Origin of the sequence: Psychromonas ingrahamii 37, from assembly GCF_000015285.1 — a bacterium.
GTDB classification, from domain to species: domain Bacteria; phylum Pseudomonadota; class Gammaproteobacteria; order Enterobacterales; family Psychromonadaceae; genus Psychromonas; species Psychromonas ingrahamii.
Genome location: NC_008709.1, coordinates 3,238,387 through 3,257,799 on the forward strand (window position 1 = coordinate 3,238,387; position 19,413 = coordinate 3,257,799).

General features: G+C 39.8%; 17 protein-coding genes. 9 read left to right on the forward strand and 8 right to left on the reverse strand.

The genetic code is table 11. The features are described 5' to 3' along the window. Nucleotides 1-736: 736 nt before the first annotated feature. From PING_RS13645 to PING_RS13670, 6 genes are all read right to left on the reverse strand, one after another. Nucleotides 737-1,336 (reverse strand): phage tail protein, encoded by a 600-nt coding sequence (locus tag PING_RS13645; protein ID WP_011770914.1) that lies wholly within the window; start codon nucleotides 1,334-1,336, stop codon nucleotides 737-739. Nucleotides 1,337-1,349: 13 nt separating this feature from the next. Continuing rightward, nucleotides 1,350-1,937: a phage tail protein gene (locus PING_RS13650; protein ID WP_011770915.1), complete on the reverse strand. Its 588-nt coding sequence runs from the start codon at nucleotides 1,935-1,937 to the stop codon at nucleotides 1,350-1,352. 68 nt (nucleotides 1,938-2,005) lie between these two features. Continuing rightward, nucleotides 2,006-2,677 (reverse strand): PEP-CTERM sorting domain-containing protein, encoded by a 672-nt coding sequence (locus PING_RS13655; RefSeq protein ID WP_011770916.1) that lies wholly within the window; start codon nucleotides 2,675-2,677, stop codon nucleotides 2,006-2,008. Nucleotides 2,678-3,295: 618 nt separating this feature from the next. Beyond that, the gene (locus tag PING_RS13660; protein ID WP_269571636.1) at nucleotides 3,296-4,459 is read right to left on the reverse strand and encodes an alkaline phosphatase D family protein; all 1,164 of its coding nucleotides are present in this window, start codon (nucleotides 4,457-4,459) and stop codon (nucleotides 3,296-3,298) included. 64 nt (nucleotides 4,460-4,523) lie between these two features. After that, nucleotides 4,524-4,889, reverse strand: coding sequence for a PhoD-like phosphatase N-terminal domain-containing protein (locus PING_RS20135; RefSeq protein ID WP_041766504.1), 366 nt, complete (start codon nucleotides 4,887-4,889; stop codon nucleotides 4,524-4,526). Nucleotides 4,890-5,219: 330 nt separating this feature from the next. Next, a complete protein-coding gene (locus tag PING_RS13670; RefSeq protein WP_011770917.1) occupies nucleotides 5,220-5,702 on the reverse strand; it encodes a transcription elongation factor in 483 nt (160 codons plus the stop codon). Nucleotides 5,703-5,899: 197 nt separating this feature from the next. On the opposite strand from PING_RS13670, the gene PING_RS13675 reads away from it, so the two are divergent. From PING_RS13675 to PING_RS13690, 4 genes are all read left to right on the forward strand, one after another. Beyond that, nucleotides 5,900-7,609: a GNAT family N-acyltransferase gene (locus PING_RS13675; RefSeq protein WP_011770918.1), complete on the forward strand. Its 1,710-nt coding sequence runs from the start codon at nucleotides 5,900-5,902 to the stop codon at nucleotides 7,607-7,609. A 288-nt stretch (nucleotides 7,610-7,897) separates the two neighbouring features. Next, entirely contained in the window at nucleotides 7,898-8,248 is a 351-nt protein-coding gene (locus PING_RS13680) for a RidA family protein (RefSeq protein ID WP_011770919.1), read from the forward strand. 196 nt (nucleotides 8,249-8,444) lie between these two features. Beyond that, nucleotides 8,445-9,341 carry an EamA family transporter gene (locus tag PING_RS13685; RefSeq protein ID WP_011770920.1) on the forward strand — a complete coding sequence of 299 codons (897 nt, stop codon included), beginning with the start codon at nucleotides 8,445-8,447 and terminating at the stop codon, nucleotides 9,339-9,341. A gap of 451 nt (nucleotides 9,342-9,792) precedes the next feature. Beyond that, entirely contained in the window at nucleotides 9,793-10,245 is a 453-nt protein-coding gene (locus tag PING_RS13690) for a GNAT family N-acetyltransferase (protein WP_011770921.1), read from the forward strand. A 106-nt stretch (nucleotides 10,246-10,351) separates the two neighbouring features. Here PING_RS13690 and PING_RS13695 read toward each other — a convergent pair whose 3' ends face one another. Next, nucleotides 10,352-11,521, reverse strand: a complete 1,170-nt coding sequence (locus tag PING_RS13695) for a YbfB/YjiJ family MFS transporter (protein WP_011770922.1) — start codon at nucleotides 11,519-11,521, stop codon at nucleotides 10,352-10,354. Nucleotides 11,522-11,642: 121 nt separating this feature from the next. Further along, nucleotides 11,643-14,693 (reverse strand): ammonium transporter, encoded by a 3,051-nt coding sequence (amt, locus tag PING_RS13700; protein ID WP_011770923.1) that lies wholly within the window; start codon nucleotides 14,691-14,693, stop codon nucleotides 11,643-11,645. Between the two features lie 369 nt (nucleotides 14,694-15,062). Here amt and PING_RS20670 point away from each other — a divergent pair, with 369 nt between their 5' ends. From PING_RS20670 to PING_RS13720, 5 genes are all read left to right on the forward strand, one after another. Continuing rightward, a complete protein-coding gene (locus tag PING_RS20670) occupies nucleotides 15,063-15,254 on the forward strand; it encodes a hypothetical protein (protein WP_157035375.1) in 192 nt (63 codons plus the stop codon). 70 nt (nucleotides 15,255-15,324) lie between these two features. After that, nucleotides 15,325-16,296, forward strand: a complete 972-nt coding sequence (locus PING_RS13705) for an IS30 family transposase (RefSeq protein WP_041766505.1) — start codon at nucleotides 15,325-15,327, stop codon at nucleotides 16,294-16,296. A 331-nt stretch (nucleotides 16,297-16,627) separates the two neighbouring features. Then, on the forward strand, nucleotides 16,628-16,861 hold the full coding sequence (locus PING_RS13710; protein WP_041766506.1) for a hypothetical protein: 234 nt from the start codon (nucleotides 16,628-16,630) through the stop codon (nucleotides 16,859-16,861). 492 nt (nucleotides 16,862-17,353) lie between these two features. Beyond that, complete coding sequence (locus tag PING_RS13715) at nucleotides 17,354-18,496, forward strand: nucleotidyltransferase domain-containing protein (RefSeq protein ID WP_011770925.1); 1,143 nt, start codon at nucleotides 17,354-17,356, stop codon at nucleotides 18,494-18,496. A 51-nt stretch (nucleotides 18,497-18,547) separates the two neighbouring features. Further along, complete coding sequence (locus PING_RS13720) at nucleotides 18,548-19,381, forward strand: hypothetical protein (RefSeq protein WP_198134696.1); 834 nt, start codon at nucleotides 18,548-18,550, stop codon at nucleotides 19,379-19,381. Nucleotides 19,382-19,413: the final 32 nt, after the last annotated feature.

Sequence of the window (19,413 nt, forward strand, 5' to 3'; positions counted from 1 at the left end):
ATTGCGCTCACCACGTTTGCAATTTGAGCGACCGTTTTTTTATACACTGCCATATTAATTTCAACAGTGCAGCTCAGCTCCTTTTATTCAACGGGATACGATGAGAAATCTAACTGCAGCTTGATTGGTTTGTAATACCAAATACATTAATTTTCTGTACATTTATACGGGTTAAAACACATGCTAGTTTCATGATTTATTTTATAATTAAAACAAATAGTTACTGCAATAAACACCTCGCTTTTATGCGTTTTCCGGCGCCTAAACAGATCACTTAATTAATCGAATTGGTATAAAAAAATGCCTTTTATTTTAGCAACTGGGATGGACATAATCGAAGAAGTACAAATATTAATCGCGAAAATATCACTGTACTGATGAATTCTCCATTGACGACAATAGAAATAAAAAATACTTTTAGTGATTTTTTTCTACACACAGATACTCAGCACTAATAACCCGCTGTACTGGGGTTATTCAAAAGAATAATGTTTCTTCAGAGACTGATTGAATTTAATACGGATTATTAATAAAATACGCAAGATATCTCGATAGTTACAAGCGTTTATAGATGATCAAAATTTGCCAAATCAAGGTTAATAATCAGTAATTAATGGGTAACGTTTTTAACAGCCGCCTGACTATTTATGCGTATGCCAACTGTCTCACAACAGAAGGCATAAAGTGATCTTGGTTTTTTAGCGACAACATTAGGGCTCAAGTACCTTAATTTGGCTCAGTTTCTTGATGGGAAGATCCCTTCCAGTGCGATTATGCAGTTTAAAGTTAAGCTGGGGGCAACATTGTCATGTGATTGTCTCCCACCAGCGTTTGCCAATGCTGTTATATCCATATCGACATCGGGCAGCATGGCATTATAAATGCGACTACGCCTAAGTGTTGCCGGTGTACCGTCCTGTGGCAGAGTGCTATTAGCACTACTTGAACTTCCCTTTAAAAGATGGTTATGGCTTGCTAACTCAGCCGGACTCAATACCACTCTTTCCTCCCCTGCTTTTTGTCCAATCGCTCTATTTGATAAACCCGCTCCCCGGCCTTTATGTATCATAACGCGAGAGCGAAGTTCAGGCAGTGCAAAAGTAGTTATGCCGTCACCACCATATATGGTACCTATCAATGCAAAAAGTGCTGTATTATGAGCAATAGGTAGAAGCTGTCCATCACAAAAAGCCCAGTCTCGAGGCGCAAAATTAAAACCAACCCATTTGATTTCGCCCAATAAAGGTTGGATGGCATCTGTTGTTGCATAAGATACCAGCGGATAAGAACATACCCCCATAAGTACGGCTAAATAACGGATAAATAAATAATTCATAAATAAGCCCCCTCTAATTTCTCGACGGATATATGCCGACTAACGCAATGATGCAATGCAATGTTGTGTACGGCTGCATATTATTATGTGCTAAGTTTCCACCCGTATAACTGATATTATCTGCTGACATATCAATATCAGCATCATCAGCATAAAGTTGTGTTCTTGAAGGGCTGGCTAGTACATTCTCCTCAGGGCTTGTACTCGAAGGTGAACCGCTGCTGGCTTGTTGTCTGTGAGTATGACTTGGAATTTGGGATGTCTGTAATGTGACTTGTTCTTCTCCCCATTTGTCGCCAAGCCTTCTATTTGTTAAACCCGGTCCCTGACCTTCGTGTATCATGACCCTGCCGCGTGCGTCCGGCAATGCAAAAGTAGTTCTGCCGTCACCACCATAGACAGTACCTAGTAATGAAAAAAGTGCGTTATGTTGAGTAATAGGTAAAAGCTGTCCATCACAGGAAGCCCAGCCTCGTGGTGCAAAGTTATAAGGCACCCAAGCAATTTCGCCTAAAAACGGTTCTGCAAAAGACGGTGAGGTGCTTAAAAGGCTTGTAGCAACAGCTAAGCCTAATGTGAGTTTTCTAATCAATGGCTTCATTATTATCTCCTGTAACACGGTTAGAATTATCTCGCCGAGCAAGTCCGGCAAGGGGTTAGTAATAATGTTTATTTAGTTTTAAAAATCTGTTTCTTAAAATAAAAGCCAGCAACAGCCATCAACATTAACAGCCCCGTGCCGGGCTCAGGTACCGCCGTCGAATTTGCTATGGTGATATCATCCACATTGAAAGCAAATGACTCATTTATGCTGCTTAACACGACACTGGTAAAGGCATCTAAAGGGTTATTCGTGGATAAGCCAATAAAATATGCTTCTCCGTCTGTCAGGTAGGTATCAATATTTCCGCTCAGCTCAACAATCAGGCCATTATTGGTTGTTAAAGTTACATCACCATCAAAAATAAAATCTGCACTATGAATAAATAGCCCAATCGCAGTCTGCGCAGCGGCAAAGCTCATCGTAAAACTGTCTCCTCCAATAAAGGAGCCGTCACCACTGTCGACACCTAAATAATTAGCTGGCGATGTAGTATCAAATAAATCATCTGCAAAAAGATTCATTCCAAAAATTGAATAGTTAAAAGTGATGCCGTCAATGGCACTGCCGTCAGTGATCAGAGTGCCCGCCGCCAGCGAATCAAAATCAACGGTATTTGAAGAGAGACTGGCGATGTCTGTATTGAAATCCGCTTCATTGTCATACTTGATTAAAGTTGCCTGAATTTGAAATGAAACTAAAGAGATGAGTAAAACCAAGCTGTTAAAAAGTATTTTCATAAATAAACCCCGCTAGATAATGTTGAAAGATGTAGGTTGAGCATAAATCACATGATGCATAATCTATGCCGCACCATAAAATCATATACTTAATGATATTTAGCTGGGGTTATAATGTATAAATGTAAAATATATCGACAGTCAGTAGCAGCTTTCTCATTGTATTAACTTAGTAAAAACGCTGGTATGTAACACCGTCGATAATGCTTAAAAAAAATGGATAGTCAGAAAGAATGCGGGGAACATCCAATATTTTTATGCTTAACCATAAAAATAAAATACTTACTGGCGTTTACCGAAGTTCATAATGTAGGGGTGTAAAATAAACCGACACGTTCATTTTTATATATAACAAGATGCTTTTATTTTAGCGGCAGGGATTGGACATAATCGAATAAGTGCAATGGGTTCAATTGAATAGCTCATAGCACAAGGCAGTCGTCGGGGGGAAAGCGCGTAGGAGTGTCAACTTGTTGATGATTATCTCATTATTGTCTAAGGCATAAAAAAGCCCGGTCTACTGACCGGGCTTGTAACAAGATTTTATTTTATTTATAAAAATTATATACGAACTGAATTAACTGTTATGCAGATAATTCAGTGGTAATTTCACCCTAATTATTTATTTTCCTCTGCGGACAATACTTTACTAAATACCACATCACCTTCCATATCTTTTAGCTGAACGGTCATTTTGTTAGTCTGTTTATCGATAAATGCTTCACCGAAAAACTGTAAGCCTGCATAGGGAGACAAGTTCGCCTGCCCTGCCGATGGCGCTTTGCTGAAAACAACCTCCGGTCCAAAGGTACCATCCGTGCTGTTCGGACCAAATGAACCCGCATTTAACGGACCGGCAATGAATTCCCAAAAGGGTGTAAAGTCATCACTGGCAGCATTTTCCGGATCGTAATAATGAGCTGCGGCGTAATGCACGTCGGCCGTTAACCAGACGATATTGTCAACCTGCTTATGCTTGATAAAACTGAGCAGGCGGGCAATTTCCAATTCACGTCCGGCGGCAGGACCATCATTACCATTAGCGACGGCTTCCCAACGCTGTGGCGGGTTGTGTGCGTAATCATCACTGATATTTAAACCCAGCGGCATATCAGAGGAAATAACTTTCCAGACAGCATCTGAATTTTTTAATGCCTGCTGCAACCAGGCTAATTGCTTTTCGCCTAAAAAGGCAGTTTCCAAACCTTCTGCAGTCTGCAGGTTATTCGTATTGGGTCCGCGATAGCTGCGCATATCCAGCACAAACACATCTAATAAATCACCAAATGACAGTTTGCGATAAATACGTTCCGGCTCCGATGCATCATGAGGACGTAATGGCGCATATTCATGAAATGCCTGGGTTGAACGAGCGACCAGCAGCGGAATATCTTTTACCGTATAACGATCATCAGCACTCAGGTCTTTTGAATCTGACCAGTTATTAGCAACTTCATGATCATCCCATTGCCAGATTTGCGGCACTTCAGAATTAAAACGGCGCAGATTATCATCAAGCAGATTGTACTTGTAACGACCACGGAATTCGTTCAATGTTTCAGCGACTTTGCTGACTTCCGGGGTTACGATGTTGGTCCATACTTGACCATTTTCAGCAACCACACTTTCCTTGATCGGGCCATCTGCATAAATGCTGTCACCACTTTGAATATAAAATTGTGGCTCAACCTGACGCATTGTTTCAAATATTTTCATGCCGCCAAAATCTTCGTTAATTCCCCATCCCTGACCGGCAGTATCACCACCCCAAACAAAATGAATATCATCCTGCTTGCCAACCGTATAAAATGCCCGGTAACCGCTTCACTTTTGTTGTTATCGTTAGTCAAGTCTTCAAACCAGACGCTTCACTTTTGTTGTTATCGTTAGTCAAGTCTTCAAACCAGACTCTGACATAAATGTCCTTACCCTCCGGTAAATTTATTAAATCCTGTTTTGCAGTATAATCGGATTCCGGTGTGGCATAAGGACCTCTGATTTTAATCGCATTACTGAAATCACTCTCCAGAGAGTATTCAACCATCATTCGAGAAGGTTGATCAGCACGGCTCCATATGACCGCGCGACCATCGGTCACATCACCAATCTGAATGCCCTGTTCCATAACGGGTGCGGCATTGGCAACATTAAGCGCCAGAGAAATGGCAGACACGGGCAGTAAATATCTTAAGTATTTTTTTCCAGTAAACATAGTTGACTCCTGAGTGCTTGAATAAGTCCATTAGTTAACCCCTTATTTATGACATGTTAATGAAGTTTAAGTGAAGTATTTATAATAACCGGAAGGGTATTAGGAAAGCAGGATCGGGCAAAATCCTGTTAAAGGCACAAAATAACAGACAATTATTTTAGTCATAAAAAGTTTGCGGATCATCAAATAACGCTCAAATAACGCTCAAATAACACTCAAATAACACTCAACTAACAGCGGTTAACTGGCGTTACAAGAAAAACAGGAGTCGTGTTAACAAATTAATTTCACGCTGCTCCCCTGTTCCGTTTCGGTCTGTTTTTTATGCTGTCAATAAATCTCAGCTATCTCATACTCGATCACTTTATTGCCGATAAATAGACTGATTTCATCACCGACGCTCCGGTCCTTGATTGCCGCTCCAAGTGGAGAGCCGGGGGTGACCACAACAATGTCTTTTTCTGCAAACTGCACTTTTAAACCACCCGCTGATGGGCCATAAAAAACATATTTTTCGTTATCATCCAGATCATGCAGCAATACCAACGCCCCTAAACAGACCGATAATTTCAAGGATGCGGCGCTAATATTCAACTGTTGAAAAGCGATCAGATCCTGTGCACACTCGGCCACTCGCTGCGCTTGACCTTGGGCTAAATATGATGCCTCTAATGCTAACGTATCGTATTTATTTTCTGCGACATTCTCATTATTAGTGGCCGTATTATAAGCACGTTCTGCCGCCTTAACAGCCCCTTGATAGGTGGCTTCTAATGCAAGAATCAGTTGGTTATGTACCTGTTTTTTATTCATATTTAATATCGTTTATCTGCCGTGAATGTCTTAAGGGTAGGAGCTTAAAGAGCAATCTCGTTAAAGTAAAGTCAGCAGAAAATAATGCCTTATTTTAGTAAAATCAGGCGATAAGTCATCGATGTTTTTTTCAATGCAATATCACTGTCATATAGAGTGGGTAAATTGATAACAAATTAATCGAATGAAGTGCTTATATGTTATCTGTAGATAAATTGGTTGATGAAAATTACCCAAGGTTAAAACCTAAATCCTGGCTAAGTAATACTATTAAGGCCCTTTTAAGACGTCTATTACATGAACGCGCATTTTTGCAGTTTTCTGAAGATTACCCCCACCTTAAAGGTTTTGATTTTGTCGAGCAAAGCTTAGAGAGTTTTAAATTTACTTACTCATTACAGTCTAACGAGATCGAGCGGATCCCTAAAACGGGCCGTGTTGTTATTATCGCTAACCACCCTATCGGTTCACTTGATGGATTGGCTTTATTAAATATGGTGGGTAAAATCAGACCTGACGTTAAAGTGATGGCGAACCAGCTGCTTTATAACGTAAAACCCATACAATCCCTGTTACTGCCCGTCAATAACATGTCAGGAAACACCGATAGACATCAGCTAAAAGCGTTAACTCAATACCTTAAAGCCGAAGGCGCTATTATTGTTTTTCCTTCTGGAGAGGTGTCCAGAATGAAAGTAAATGGCATACAAGATCCGCAATGGCATAGCGGTTTTTTAAAGTTAGCGCTCAATACCAAATCTCCCATTATTCCGATTCATATTGACGGAAAAAATTCAGCGCTATTTTATGGTGCATCGATGATCTATAAACCTTTATCAACTTTACTGCTGGTTAGTGAAATGTTTAAACAAAAGTGCAGCTCAATCAAAATTCGAATAGGAGAAGCCATACCCTATTCAAATTACTCTGATATGAAGCTGTCACTGCCCTGCAAAGTTAAATTATTTAACCGGCATTTGTACAGTTTGCCTAAAAACAAAACAGGTATTTTTAAAACAGAAACCGCCATTGCTCATCCCGTCGATCGGCAAATATTAGCCAAGGCGTTAAAGTCCTGTGAATTGTTAGGCACAACACCTGATAACAAAAAAATTATGTTGTTTGAAGGCCCATTAGATTCGCCCATTATGCGTGAGATTGGGAGACTTCGAGAATATACTTTTAGAGCGGTAGGCGAAGGTTCGGGTTATAAACGCGATATTGATCCCTACGATAGCCATTACCAACACCTGATCCTATGGGATAGTGAAGATTTGGAAATAGCAGGTGCATATCGCCTTGCCGATACTAAACATATTATTGATAAGCATGGATTATCAGGGCTTTATTGCAGCAGCTTGTTTATTTTTAATGACAGTATGAATGAGTATCTTGAGCACGGTTTAGAGTTAGGGCGTGCCTTTGTGCAACCTAAATACTGGGGAAAACGCTCTTTGGACTATTTATGGCATGGGATTGGCGCCTATCTGACGCGCTATCCACATTGCCGTTACTTGTTTGGCCCGGTCTCAATCAGCAATGAGATGCCTCAATTGGCTAAAGATCTGATGATCTATTTTTATCAAATGCATTTTCATAAAAAAACCTTAGCGACATCTCATCATCCATATCAATTTTCAGATTTAGCGCCATTAGTCAGTGCATTTAAGGGAGAGTGTTACGAAGGTGATTTTCGAACCCTTAAAGATCTGCTCAGCAATATAGGCTGCTCAGTGCCCACTTTGTACAAACAATACTCTGAATTAACCGATCCCGGGGGTGTACACTTTTTAGACTTTGGCGTAGATCCAGACTTTCATTCTTGCGTTGATGGTCTGGTATTAATAGACAGCAGAATGATCAAAGCGCATAAACGTAAACGTTATATGCCTGACTTATCTCAATAAACAGCAATATCGGTTTTCTTTGATATAGGCAACAATTATTCTGCCCCTTTAGTGCAAAATAATATCAGGCCGCCCTCGCGGTAAGGATCTGCAAAACAGATAGCCAAGTACTCTGCATAAATTTCCTGGCGCTCTTGAGCTGTTTACTCAATCAAGGCGCTCTTTAAAATCAGAAAACTGTCGAGTGAGTACTTAGCTTATTAGTTTATTAGTTTATTAGTTTATTGGCTTATGCTCCAAGTTGTTTATAATGCCTGCCACTATAGACACCCACAATCAAGGATTAGCATGATAGAGCGTAAAGAAACAAAACAGCGTATGAGCAGAATAGTAAAAAACAACGGCACAATTTACCTGTGCGGCCAAGTCGGTGCAGATGCAACTAAAGACATTACCGAGCAAACCCAAACAATGTTAGACAAAGTAGATGCACTACTTTTGGATGCAGGCAGTGACCGTGAACATATGCTAACAGCCACCATTTATGTTAAGGATATGGCTGAACATTTCGCCCCTATGAATGCTGTCTGGGATGCATGGCTTCCAGAGGGATGTGCACCGGCAAGAGCCTGCGTACAAGCTAGCATGGCCCGTGAAGCACTACTAGTTGAAATTTCGGTGATAGCCGCAGAAAAATAATTTAGACATTTAGACATTTAGGCTGAAAGCTGAAGGCAGGGAAGCAGGAAGGCTAGAGAGCTAGATGGCTAGAAGGCTAGAAGACCGACGCTCAAAGCTCGAGACTCGAAGCCCAACACTCGATGCTCGAAGCCCGACGCTCGACACTGGAATACAAAACGACCACTTGGCTCGATTATTTTAAGGAAAGAGATATATGAGTCAACGTGACTTGCTTATAGCGTTATCAGTGATGGCTATTTGGGGATTAAATTTTTCTGTTATTAAGCTTGGTGTTGGCGAAGCCGATCCGGTACTTGTTACTGCGCTGCGTTTTACATTTGCCACTATCCCTGCAATATTTTTTGTTAAACGTCCCAATGTAAAATGGACTTATTTACTCAGTTACGGTTTGGTTTTTACGATTGGCGTTTGGGGCATGGCGACATGGTCAATGGATGCTGGTCTGTCTGCAGGTATGGCTTCTGTGCTATTGCAGTTGAATGTATTCATTGCTGTTATTCTCGGTTATCTGTTCCTTAACGAACCCCTGTCGCGAGCAAAAATGAGTGGCGGTGTACTGGCCATTTGTGGCTTAGCACTCAGTTTATCGGTAACAGATGGGACCGTAAGCTTAGCGGGTGTGTTACTTATTTTACTCGCTGCATTATGTTGGAGTATTGCCAGTATCATCATCAAAAAGGCTGCGACAAAAGAGGTTTTTGCATTTACTGTTTGGGCAATGCTTTATGCGCTTTTGCCGCTGTATATACTTGCTTTTTATCACAGTGGTGCAGAACAATTTCAACACACCCTACAAACTTGGAATAGTTCGCTGGCATTTTCTGTTTTGTTTCAAGCTTATCCAGTGACTTTATTGGGCTATTGGATTTGGAATAGAATTTTGTCTACACACCCGTTATCAACGGTCGCCCCCCTTACTCTATTAGTACCTATATTTGGCTTATTGGGCGCGTTTCTGTTCTATCAAGAACAAGTTGAGAGCACTAAAATCATCGCCTGTTTACTGATTATTTCAGGCTTAATGGTCGGCTTAATCCGCCCTGAAGTATGGTCAACCCTTCGCCTTCAAGTTAATGTCTTACGCAGATAAAAAACTATCACAACAAAGAGCAAGTCTTGCGTTTTGCCTTTTATACCCCTTCCCCTCATTAGGTGATCTATTTAGGCGTCGGAAAAATGCATAAAAGCAAGACACTGATGACTGTAACTAGATAAGTGATTCTAATGACACAAAATAGTAGAAAACTATTTTGAACAGCTTCAGCTGGCCACAATTCAGCGGGCCACAAAGTGTTGAATAACAGGACGTTAGAATCAAAAAATAGCAAAGACTAAAACGTCGTTTTATGCCTCGCTAGCATTTATTTTAACCCGCATAAATAAACAGAAAATCAGTAGATTTACTATTATATACTGGCTCTCAAAATTCCCTATCAGCCTAAGCCGTATCAAATTACGCGTAAAAAATTAACATAAGTTAATGCTTCTTGGTTTCATAGTTGCTACATTCCTTTGCTATATTGAACGCTTAGGACAGATAAATGATCTCTTGGTTACTACTTCCTTTTAATAAACTTTCGACCACGCAGCTTTATGGACTGATCAAGTTAAGAGTGGATGTTTTTGTCGTTGAACAGAACTGCCCATACCCTGAACTGGACGGCAAAGATAACCTTGATGAGGTGCGTCATCTGCTTGGAATCAGTAAAGGTGAAATTGTTGCCTGTGCCCGATTGCTTCCTGCTGGAGTAACTTATGAGAATGTCAGCATAGGCCGTATTGCGACTAAAGAAACCGCGCGCGGCAATGGCCTCGGTCATCAATTGCTTGACAAAGCATTAAAGCAGAGTGAAAACCTCTGGCCGGGACAAACCATTGATATCGGAGCACAGCAACACCTGCAGCTTTTTTATCAAGGTCATGGCTTTAAACCTATCTCTGCAATGTATTTAGAAGACGGCATCCCGCATATTGATATGCGTTTAACTAAATAGGGAAGGGAAAAGCCCAAAGGCTAGATGCTAAAGGGCTGGAAGGCAAAGGGCGCCTTAAAGCCTGAAAGCTCTAAGACCCACAGCTCGCTACTCGAAGCCCTCAGGTCTAAACCTCTCTCTTTTTTGCATAAACTAAAAGCACTATTCCTGTAAAAACTATTAATGCGGTTAAATACAAAGTCGTGTCATAATTTCCAAAATATTCAATCAGGGTGACGCTATAAAGAGGGCCAGTTACCTGCCCTACACCATAAGTTGCCGTCATCGCGCCCATTAGCACAACCGGATTTTTGCCCGCTAGCTGACCGCCAAGATTCATAAATAGAGCAACAAGCCCTATAAAAGTCCCCCCGTATAAAACACCACTGAGCAAGTTTAAATACATATTATTACTCAATGCCGGAATAAGAATACCGACCAGCTGAATAGACATCGCAACAATGATAATATTTATACTGCCATAATTATGCGCTAACCTCATCCATATTATAGAAGAGGGAATGCCTGCAATGCCGACTAAGAGCCATCCCAAACTGCCATAACCATCAAGCCCTTCAAGGGAGTTTATAATATCAGGCAAAAATGTTCCCTGAATAACAAAACCGACACCCTCGGTAAAATAAGCAAAAAGAAGCAGTACGACATAAGGAGAAAAAATTGACATCGAAAGTTTATGTTTTACAGCCTCTTGCTTAAGTTCTTTGTCAAAAGAGAGAATATACATAGAGTAAAAAGAGATAATAAAAGCGAATAGGCTAAGCACCAGCCAGGCATCACTCCAGGTTCCGTTCTGCAGCACATAACGGCTTATTAAATCATTTACAACTATTGCAACGCCGATACCGCTGAAATGAATCCCCATTGCTTTGGTTTTATCTTCAAAATTTAGCTTTACCATTACAATGGCTGTGCCGACTATAATAAGCATGGCCGAACCAAATCCTGCAATCACTCTTGATATTAGCCACAAGGTTTCATTTACCGTTGTCGCTAAAACGAAAGTAGTCAACACACTCAGCACCATGCCAATTCTAAAGTATTTTACTTTTGTATTAATATCCTTTATAAAAACAGAAAAAACAGCGCCCGCGAGATAACCTGCAAAGTTTAAGGAGGCCAAGATACCCGCATAGGTAAGGGTTAAAAAATCATCCAACATAAAAGGTAACAGAGATGTAAATGCAAATCTGGCAACACCTAGCCCAACAACAATGGTTAATATTCCAGCAAAAAGAATGGCGATATTATTATTTCTATCTAGAAGCGTTTTTCTCAATTATTTATCAACCTTATCATCTCTAAAAAATTCTTATTTCCGCTCGACACTCAAAGCCCGAAAGTAAAAGGCTGGAAGCTAGAAAGCTCGAAGCCGTCAGCCGATAGCCGAAACTTGCCTTTTACACCAGCGTGCTTACTCGCTGCAGTAGTTTTTCAATAACCTGCGCGGAATTTGGTTTATGGAAGAAGTAACCCTGGTAGGTATCACAACCATGCGCCACCAGAAAATCAAGTTGCTCCTGTGTTTCGACCCCCTCAGCAACCGTTGTTAGCTCCAGATTGATAGCCAGATTAATGATCGTTGCGCATATTTCCCCGTCTTCTAATGAGATTGCACAGTCATCAACAAATGATTTATCAATTTTAAGCACATCAATAGGCAGACGTTTTAGATAGCTTAGAGAAGAGTAACCCGTTCCAAAATCATCTATCGATATTTTAATGCCTAATGATTTGAGATCAGACATTACCTCGATACAGCGATCGACATCGGTTAACAGTACCCCTTCTGTTATTTCAATTTCAATCGCAGTACCCTCTATATCAAAACGGGTCAATAGTTCAGAGATGTAGGGAACAAGCGTACCGGAAACAAGATGTTTGCCCGTAATATTTATCGCTACGGTAACGTCTTCATATCCACTATCCAGCCAACGGCGGATCTGCTCAAGCACCGTTAATATGGCAAATTCACTCAGCTCAATAATCAAGTTAGACTCTTCCGCCAGTGGGATAAAATCAGCCGGTGATATCAACCCTTCTTGCGGATGCTGCCAGCGCATTAAAGCTTCCAGACCGACCAGTTGATTATCAGCCGTCACTTTAGGCTGATAGACCATAAAGAACTGATCTTTCGCCGCAATACCTTTGCGCATATCCTGCTCATGATCAAAATCACGGGCAGCCTGATGGCCCATCTCCGCTTTAAATATTTGGTAGTTATCCCGGCCGCCCTGTTTTGCTGAGTACATGGCAAGATCAGCCTGCTGCACTAATTGTTCGGCGGTGGTAATACCCGGTTGGACGGTGGCGATACCAATACTGGTCGGTATGCTGATCACCCGCCCTTCTAACGCTAAGGGCTGACGCATAACCTTCAATATTTCAGTCGCTTTACTGTCTACAAACGCTTGGTTAACCGCTTCAGTGAACAAAATAACAAACTCGTCGCCCCCCCATCTTGCGATAATATCAGTGTTGCGGGTAACGCTAATTAGCCGTGTTGCTACTTCACAGAGCAGCTCATCACCGGCCTTATGCCCTAATGTGTCATTAATCTTTTTAAATCTATCCAAATCCAGAAAAAACATAACCACATCTCGATCGCTATCGGCACTGCGATTAATCGCTGTTGTTAACGAATCCATCAGGTAGGTACGGTTATATAAACCGGTTAAGGGGTCGCTATAGGCCAATAGTTTTAGTTTTCCCTGCAGTTTTAATTGCCGCGTTACATCACGTATATGCAGGGTAAATTCATTTTGTATCTCACTACCAAAACTTGCCCCGGTAATAGTGATTTCGGCAGGGAATTCAGACTGTAAGTGGCGATTCAAGGTAAGTGAATTGCGGTGATCACGCACTAAACCTTGCGCAGATAAAAATTTATAGGCTAAGTTTTTCCACACGGCGGCTTGATCGGATTCTAATATAAACAAGTCGATAAAATTCTTATTAATAACCATACTTTTTGAATAGCCAAAGGTACGTTCGGCGGCCGGATTAAATTCGATAATCGCGCCCTCTAAATCAATGCTGACAATGCTGTCCATTGACGAATCTAGAATGGCGCTTTTTCTCTTTTCACTGGACTTATATTTATTAATCGCGCTATCACGATTTGAAATTTCGCTATCTACCCGCTTGATAACTTTATTGTATTGACTGGCAATTTGTCCCACTTCAGTAAAAGGTTCAACGGTTACCGGTTGTGAAAATTTGCCCTCTGACTCCTGTTTATTCATTGCACCAAGCAGGTCGATTAATTCTGTTGACGCGCGATGTTCGGAGATATTCATGCCCAGCAGTTCATTCTCAGCACTGACTCTGAGTGGAAAAAAGCGGTTAACCAGCAATAATAGTAAAAAACTGAGCCCGAAACTGTATGCAGAAATAACCAAAACCCCGATAAGTTGCACAAATAGCTGCTCGCTTCGGGTCAGATCCGTCCCTAACACACTTAAATCGGCAAACAGTGCGACGGCTAAGGTTCCCCAAATGCCGGCAAATAGATGGACAGGAACAACCCCCAGGGCATCATCTATTTTAAGTTTAGCAATCCATAACCTGCCAAAATATAAAATGATACCTGCAATCATGCCAATCAACATAGCCGCTTTAGGTGTCACCGCGTGACAGCCCGCAGTAATTGCAACTAGCCCCGCGATAATACCGTTCAGAATAGTGCCGACATCGACATAGCGTTTGTGCCAATAGTGACATAACGATGCGACAAAACCACCTCCCACAGCCGCTAAACAGGTATTAAGCAGGATCAGAGGCACCTGATTATTCATCACTAAGGTGCTGCCACCATTAAATCCGAACCAGCCTAACCAGATTAAAAGAGTGCCAAGCAACGACATCGGTAAATTACTGCCACTCGGTAAGGCGTGCTGGGAATCAAAACGTCCAATTCTGGGCCCAATCACTATTATCGCCGCTAGTGCAACCCAACCGCCAACCGAATGGACAACGGTGGATCCCGCAAAATCGATAAAACCTAATTGCTCTAACCATCCTTGATTAGCAGCTTGATAGTTAGACGCCCAGGCCCAATGCCCCGCTACCGGATAGATAAATGCGCTCAGTATGGCAGCAATAGACAGGTAGCCCATAAAGGACATACGCTCTGCAACCGCACCCGATACCAACGTTGCAGCGGTGCCGCAAAACATCATTTGAAATAAAAAGAAGCTGATTTGGTAGGCCGATTGCTGTTCACCAACAAAAAAAAGGTCCGTACCCAGTACCCCACCCAGTGAATCACCAAACATTAAAGCAAAGCCAAATACCCAATAAATAAGCACTGCAATAATAAAATCAGAAATGTTTTTTGCCGCCACGTTGATGCTATTTTTGCTGCGGATTTGACCACTTTCGAGACACAAAAATCCCGCTTGCATAAAAAACACTAAAATGGATGCAATAAGAAGCCATGAGTAGTCCATTATTTTTCCTTGGTATCAGTCATCCTGGATGATATTTATCAGAGGGTTGTATGTGCTTGCTATTATACTTATGCGCATCAATAGCTACCTGATAGTAAGTGAATGAATGATCATATCAAGCATTGCTTTCTAGAACCTTACCACTAAAAAGGCCTAAACTGCACAATAAGGTTGCTTGAACTTAAGAATAACAAAAGGCGGGAAAACAAAAGGAAAGGCTTGAAGGCTTGAAAACAAAAAGTAAAAGGCTTGAAGCCCGACGCTCGAAGGTGACAAAGCTTAAACAAAGTAATCGATTATCATGGCGGTATTACCAAACGAGAAAACTGTCAATTAAGAACCTTGTTTATTCATGGGGCAAGATCATTAATGAACTGGTGCCACAAATATAACGACCGGTTTAACCTGTGGATCCAATCATTAATGGAGACCAAACCCGCTTCAAAAGTGATTGTCGCATTAGCCAATAAATTAGCCCGAATGACGTGGGCAGTATTGGCAGAAAATAAAGATTTTAAAATGCCCGGTTATGTTACTTCGATTCAAATAATAAGTGCATAACTTGAATAGGTAGAAAAAACGGTCAGCTGACTATATGCTAATCGCTTTTTCTCCGGCAAGAGATGCAACAATGAAAACATATAACCAACTGACCTACGAACAACGATGCCAGATTTATGCCTTAAAGAAAACAGGTTTGAGTCAAAATAAAATAGCAAAGCAACTAAGTGTTAGCCAATCAACGATTAGCAGGGAGTTGTCCCGTAATACAGGTAAGCGTGGTTATCGTATTCAGCAAGCTCAAATATCATCAGATAAGCGTCGATTAGCCGCTTGTAAAGCCATTAAAATGACAACAAGTCTCATTGAGTTAATTGACTCCAGAATTAAAGAAAAATGGAGTCCAGAGCAGATATCAGGCAGGCTTAGAGAGCAACAAAGCATCAATATTAGCCATGAAACCATTTATCAGCATGTTTGGTCAGATAAAAAAAGTGGCGGTAACTTATTCAAAAAATTACGTAGGAAAGGAAAAATTTACCAAACACGCAATAAAGATAAGCAAGCAGGTAGAGGGTTTATAAAGAACCGCATAAGTATTGATGAGCGCCCACAAGTTGTTGATGATAAAAGCAGAATGGGTGATTGGGAAATCGACCTGGTTATTGGCAAAGGACACAGTGGCGCGTTGGTCACTATTGTAGAGCGGAAAACTAGCTTTACGGTGTCGACACGTGTAGATGACAAATCAGCGAAAACAGTCACAGCAGCGACCATTGCTTTGTTAAAACCGTTTGAAGATTCCGTAATAACGATCACTGCGGATAATGGTAAAGAATTTGCTTATCATGAAGAAATGACTGAGAGTTTGAAATGTGATGTGTATTTTGCAGATCCTTATTGTTCGTGGCAACGAGGATTGAATGAAAACACCAATGGTCTATTACGACAATATTGGCAGAAATCAACAGACTTCAAAAAAGTATCGCAATCAGAAGTTCAAGATGTAATAGTCAAACTCAATGATAGACCAAGAAAAAAAATAAATTACAAAACGCCAGCCAAATTAATGGCTGAACATAGAGTGGCTATAGCCGCTTAGTGGTTATGCACTTCAAAGTTGAATCTGCCTTATTTAAACCGATTGATTTTTAAAAAAAGGAGCCGGCCCAAGTGGCGTAATAGCAAATATGAATTAAAATGGTTTAGCTCTGGTGAAACCTGTTCATGGACATCGGCCGTTACAGGCCAATTGGGTGCAAAGGACATTGGAGCGCTTGAATCTCATTAAGGCTCGGCCAAGGAGGATCATGAAAGAAGCCGGATATATGTAGATAGCAGTTTATTTCACGGCATTACCGTAAGGATTACGAGACAGAGTATTTTAACGATTTATTTAATTCAATTATTTGACAGATGTGGAGCGTCCATATATGTCCACAATTACTATGATAAAGACACTAAATTTATTTTATAGTCGCCTTTTTTCCTATTGGTTAGTAAGCCTAACCGTTGGTTTAGTTTTAGGAATCACTGACTGGATTATTCCAATAATTGGCGCTTATGGGTTTTGGGTAAGATTTATCACAGGCTTAACTACAGCGGCAATTTTACTTGATTGGTGGTTAAATATAATTCAAAAACGTGTGGCGAATAAATATATATAAGCAGCATAATAGAATATTTTATTAGCTTCTTGCTTTAAAAAAAGTAACTGAACTTAATTTATGCCAGTTTAAGCAAAAGCACTTGCAAGCAAGACAGTTGAAAGCTAACATAGCTCAGTTGAATAATTCAAAGAATTATAAGTATAAATTCAATTGTGCTCGCTTAGTTCAGTTGGTTAGAATACTTGCATGACATTAAGGTCTCACAAGGTTCAAGTCCCACAGCGGCACCATATTAAACCCCCTAAAAGAACCCGAAAAGCCTTTATTAATAATATGTTCGGTTTTTTATGCCTAAGGCTATTTTGTAGCAATATTTGAAAACTACACTTTTTGATAGTACTGCTAGTAGTACCAGATCAAAATACAAGTAAGCGATACTACTAAAGTGACTAGAGACGTTAACCCCTTTACTAGTTAAATTAAGGGTACCCTTAAATCACATTCAGTTTTATTTTGTTCAATATCAGATAAGGTTGTAAAGGCAGTGAAGTGAATTATAACAAGAATATCAGCATTGAATTACAGACAGTAGCTTGGCTTAGCCTGCCTCAATTATCTATTGATGAAGTGTATGCTACGGCTTCCTTATTAAAAAAAGTAAATTTTGATCGCTTACAAACATTAATAATTCAGCATCGCACTCATCCCTGTATATACAATAATATCCGTCAACATTTTATTGAACAAGTGCCTTCTAAATTATTATTTTATTTAAAAAATCAGTATGTTAAAAACAAAAAAAGAAACACTACACAACTAGGAATTTACGCTGAGTTAAACTATTTATTTCATGAAGAAAATATTCCAATACATTTTTTTAAAGGTTTATCCCTTTCTAAACTAATCTACTGTGATATTGCACTTAGAAATAATAATGATATCGACGTCCTAATTTCAAAATCTGACCTAGGCCAAGCCAATAGCATACTAAATAGTATGGGGTTCTACGCTCATGAGTTTGAGGCTTTAGATGATGAATGGCGAAATGAATATTTCAAAGTACATAAAGATATAGGTTATACCAATCAAGAAGGGCTATTAATAGAACTTCATCTCGAACTATCCATCCCTATCATCGATGAAATAAGTATTTATCAAAACAAACTCCAATATCGAGATAAGCTATTCCAAACAGATTTATCTGTTGATGAGTTGTTTTATCTCTGCTGGCACGGTTCACATACTCTATTCCATCGTTTAAAATGGTTAGTCGACATTAAGATTTATAGTGAACAGCTTGAAAATAATATTGATGATAGCAGCTACTTCTCTGATAACAGTTGTCGCATTATTGTTTGCAGTTTGTACCTACTGGCAACGATCTATAAAAAGCCTCTGCCAGATAAAGCCAGTCTTTTTTATAAAAAAGACTGGCTTTGCCGAATGATGATTAAAACCTGTTTACAGGGACTAGACAATCCTGCTTATGTTAATTCAGGAACTTTTGCCATTAAGCGCCATCTATTCGAAATTTTCGCCTTTAAAAGCTCTAAATACAAATTGGCCATGCTGTTATGTAAGTTGCACCCCTCTATTTTAGATTATTCAAGTGTTAATTCTTTATCGCCTAGATGGTTGTTCCTAATCTATCCTCTACGTCCATTTTTAGCCTTTAAACGTAAATTTTTATAAATTATGAAAATAACGCTAAGTTTTAAACTAATACGGATGGATTGGCTTAAGTTGCTATTGATACCTCTACTTTTGAGTGTTTTAGCTGTTTTTATAACAAATTTCTATCCTAAATACGAAGCTATGGCCACTATCTATCCTGTAGTCGACAGTGTCGGTGATTTAAATAAATCTGCTTTAAAAAAAATGGAAAGGAACGCTCGACGTTTAATGAAATCAATGTATCGACAAAAAAAAAGCAATAGCATAATCGCTGTTCATGAAAAGTTCGCTCGGCTAAAAAGCATACAACTAACCAAACAGTTTATTATAAAATACGACCTGAAAAAGTTATTATTTGAAGATAAGTGGGATACCGAAAATCAACGTTGGCGTAATTCTAAGAATAAAGGTGAGCCATCTTTGGCAAAGGCAGCTAAAAATCTTAATAAACGTTTTAAAATAAAGTACACAAAAAAAAATAATTTAATTAATATTAAACTAGTTTGGAAAGATCCAGTTATTGCAGCACAGATAGTAAATGATTATATTTACTTTGCTAATAGCTATATTGCCGATGAGTTAAAGCGTATACAGCTAGATGAACTGTATAATTTGCAACGATTGATTATTGATAACCGTTATATATATATACAACAAGAGTTAATTACACAGTACGAGGCGAAGCTGACATCAATGTATAGTTCTTTGTCTCGACAATTTAAAGTATTATCACCTGCCTACATAGCAGAAGAGCCTATATTTAAGTTCAGTCCTATTTTAATTGCTTTAGTGTTTCTACTTTCTGTATTTTGCGTGTTTTTATTTATACTTTTAGGTAAAGAATCAAACAAAAAATCTGAAATACAGTTTCCATTATCACTTGAGGCAACAGAAACGCCTTAAAATCATTAAAAAATAAACTATCTTAAAAGACT

Excerpts from the sequence above, each read along its gene's own strand:
- PING_RS13645 (WP_011770914.1), bottom strand. The coding sequence starts at position 1,336 with ATGAATTATTTATTTATCCGTTATTTAGCCGTACTTATGGGGGTATGT.
- PING_RS13650 (WP_011770915.1), bottom strand. The coding sequence starts at position 1,937 with ATGAAGCCATTGATTAGAAAACTCACATTAGGCTTAGCTGTTGCTACA.
- PING_RS13655 (WP_011770916.1), bottom strand. The coding sequence starts at position 2,677 with ATGAAAATACTTTTTAACAGCTTGGTTTTACTCATCTCTTTAGTTTCA.
- PING_RS20135 (WP_041766504.1), bottom strand. The coding sequence starts at position 4,889 with ATGTTTACTGGAAAAAAATACTTAAGATATTTACTGCCCGTGTCTGCC.
- PING_RS13670 (WP_011770917.1), bottom strand. The coding sequence starts at position 5,702 with ATGAATAAAAAACAGGTACATAACCAACTGATTCTTGCATTAGAAGCC.
- PING_RS13675 (WP_011770918.1), top strand. The coding sequence starts at position 5,900 with ATGTTATCTGTAGATAAATTGGTTGATGAAAATTACCCAAGGTTAAAA.
- PING_RS13680 (WP_011770919.1), top strand. The coding sequence starts at position 7,898 with ATGATAGAGCGTAAAGAAACAAAACAGCGTATGAGCAGAATAGTAAAA.
- PING_RS13685 (WP_011770920.1), top strand. The coding sequence starts at position 8,445 with ATGAGTCAACGTGACTTGCTTATAGCGTTATCAGTGATGGCTATTTGG.
- PING_RS13690 (WP_011770921.1), top strand. The coding sequence starts at position 9,793 with ATGATCTCTTGGTTACTACTTCCTTTTAATAAACTTTCGACCACGCAG.
- amt (WP_011770923.1), bottom strand. The coding sequence starts at position 14,693 with ATGGACTACTCATGGCTTCTTATTGCATCCATTTTAGTGTTTTTTATG.
- PING_RS20670 (WP_157035375.1), top strand. The coding sequence starts at position 15,063 with ATGAACTGGTGCCACAAATATAACGACCGGTTTAACCTGTGGATCCAA.
- PING_RS13705 (WP_041766505.1), top strand. The coding sequence starts at position 15,325 with ATGAAAACATATAACCAACTGACCTACGAACAACGATGCCAGATTTAT.
- PING_RS13710 (WP_041766506.1), top strand. The coding sequence starts at position 16,628 with ATGTCCACAATTACTATGATAAAGACACTAAATTTATTTTATAGTCGC.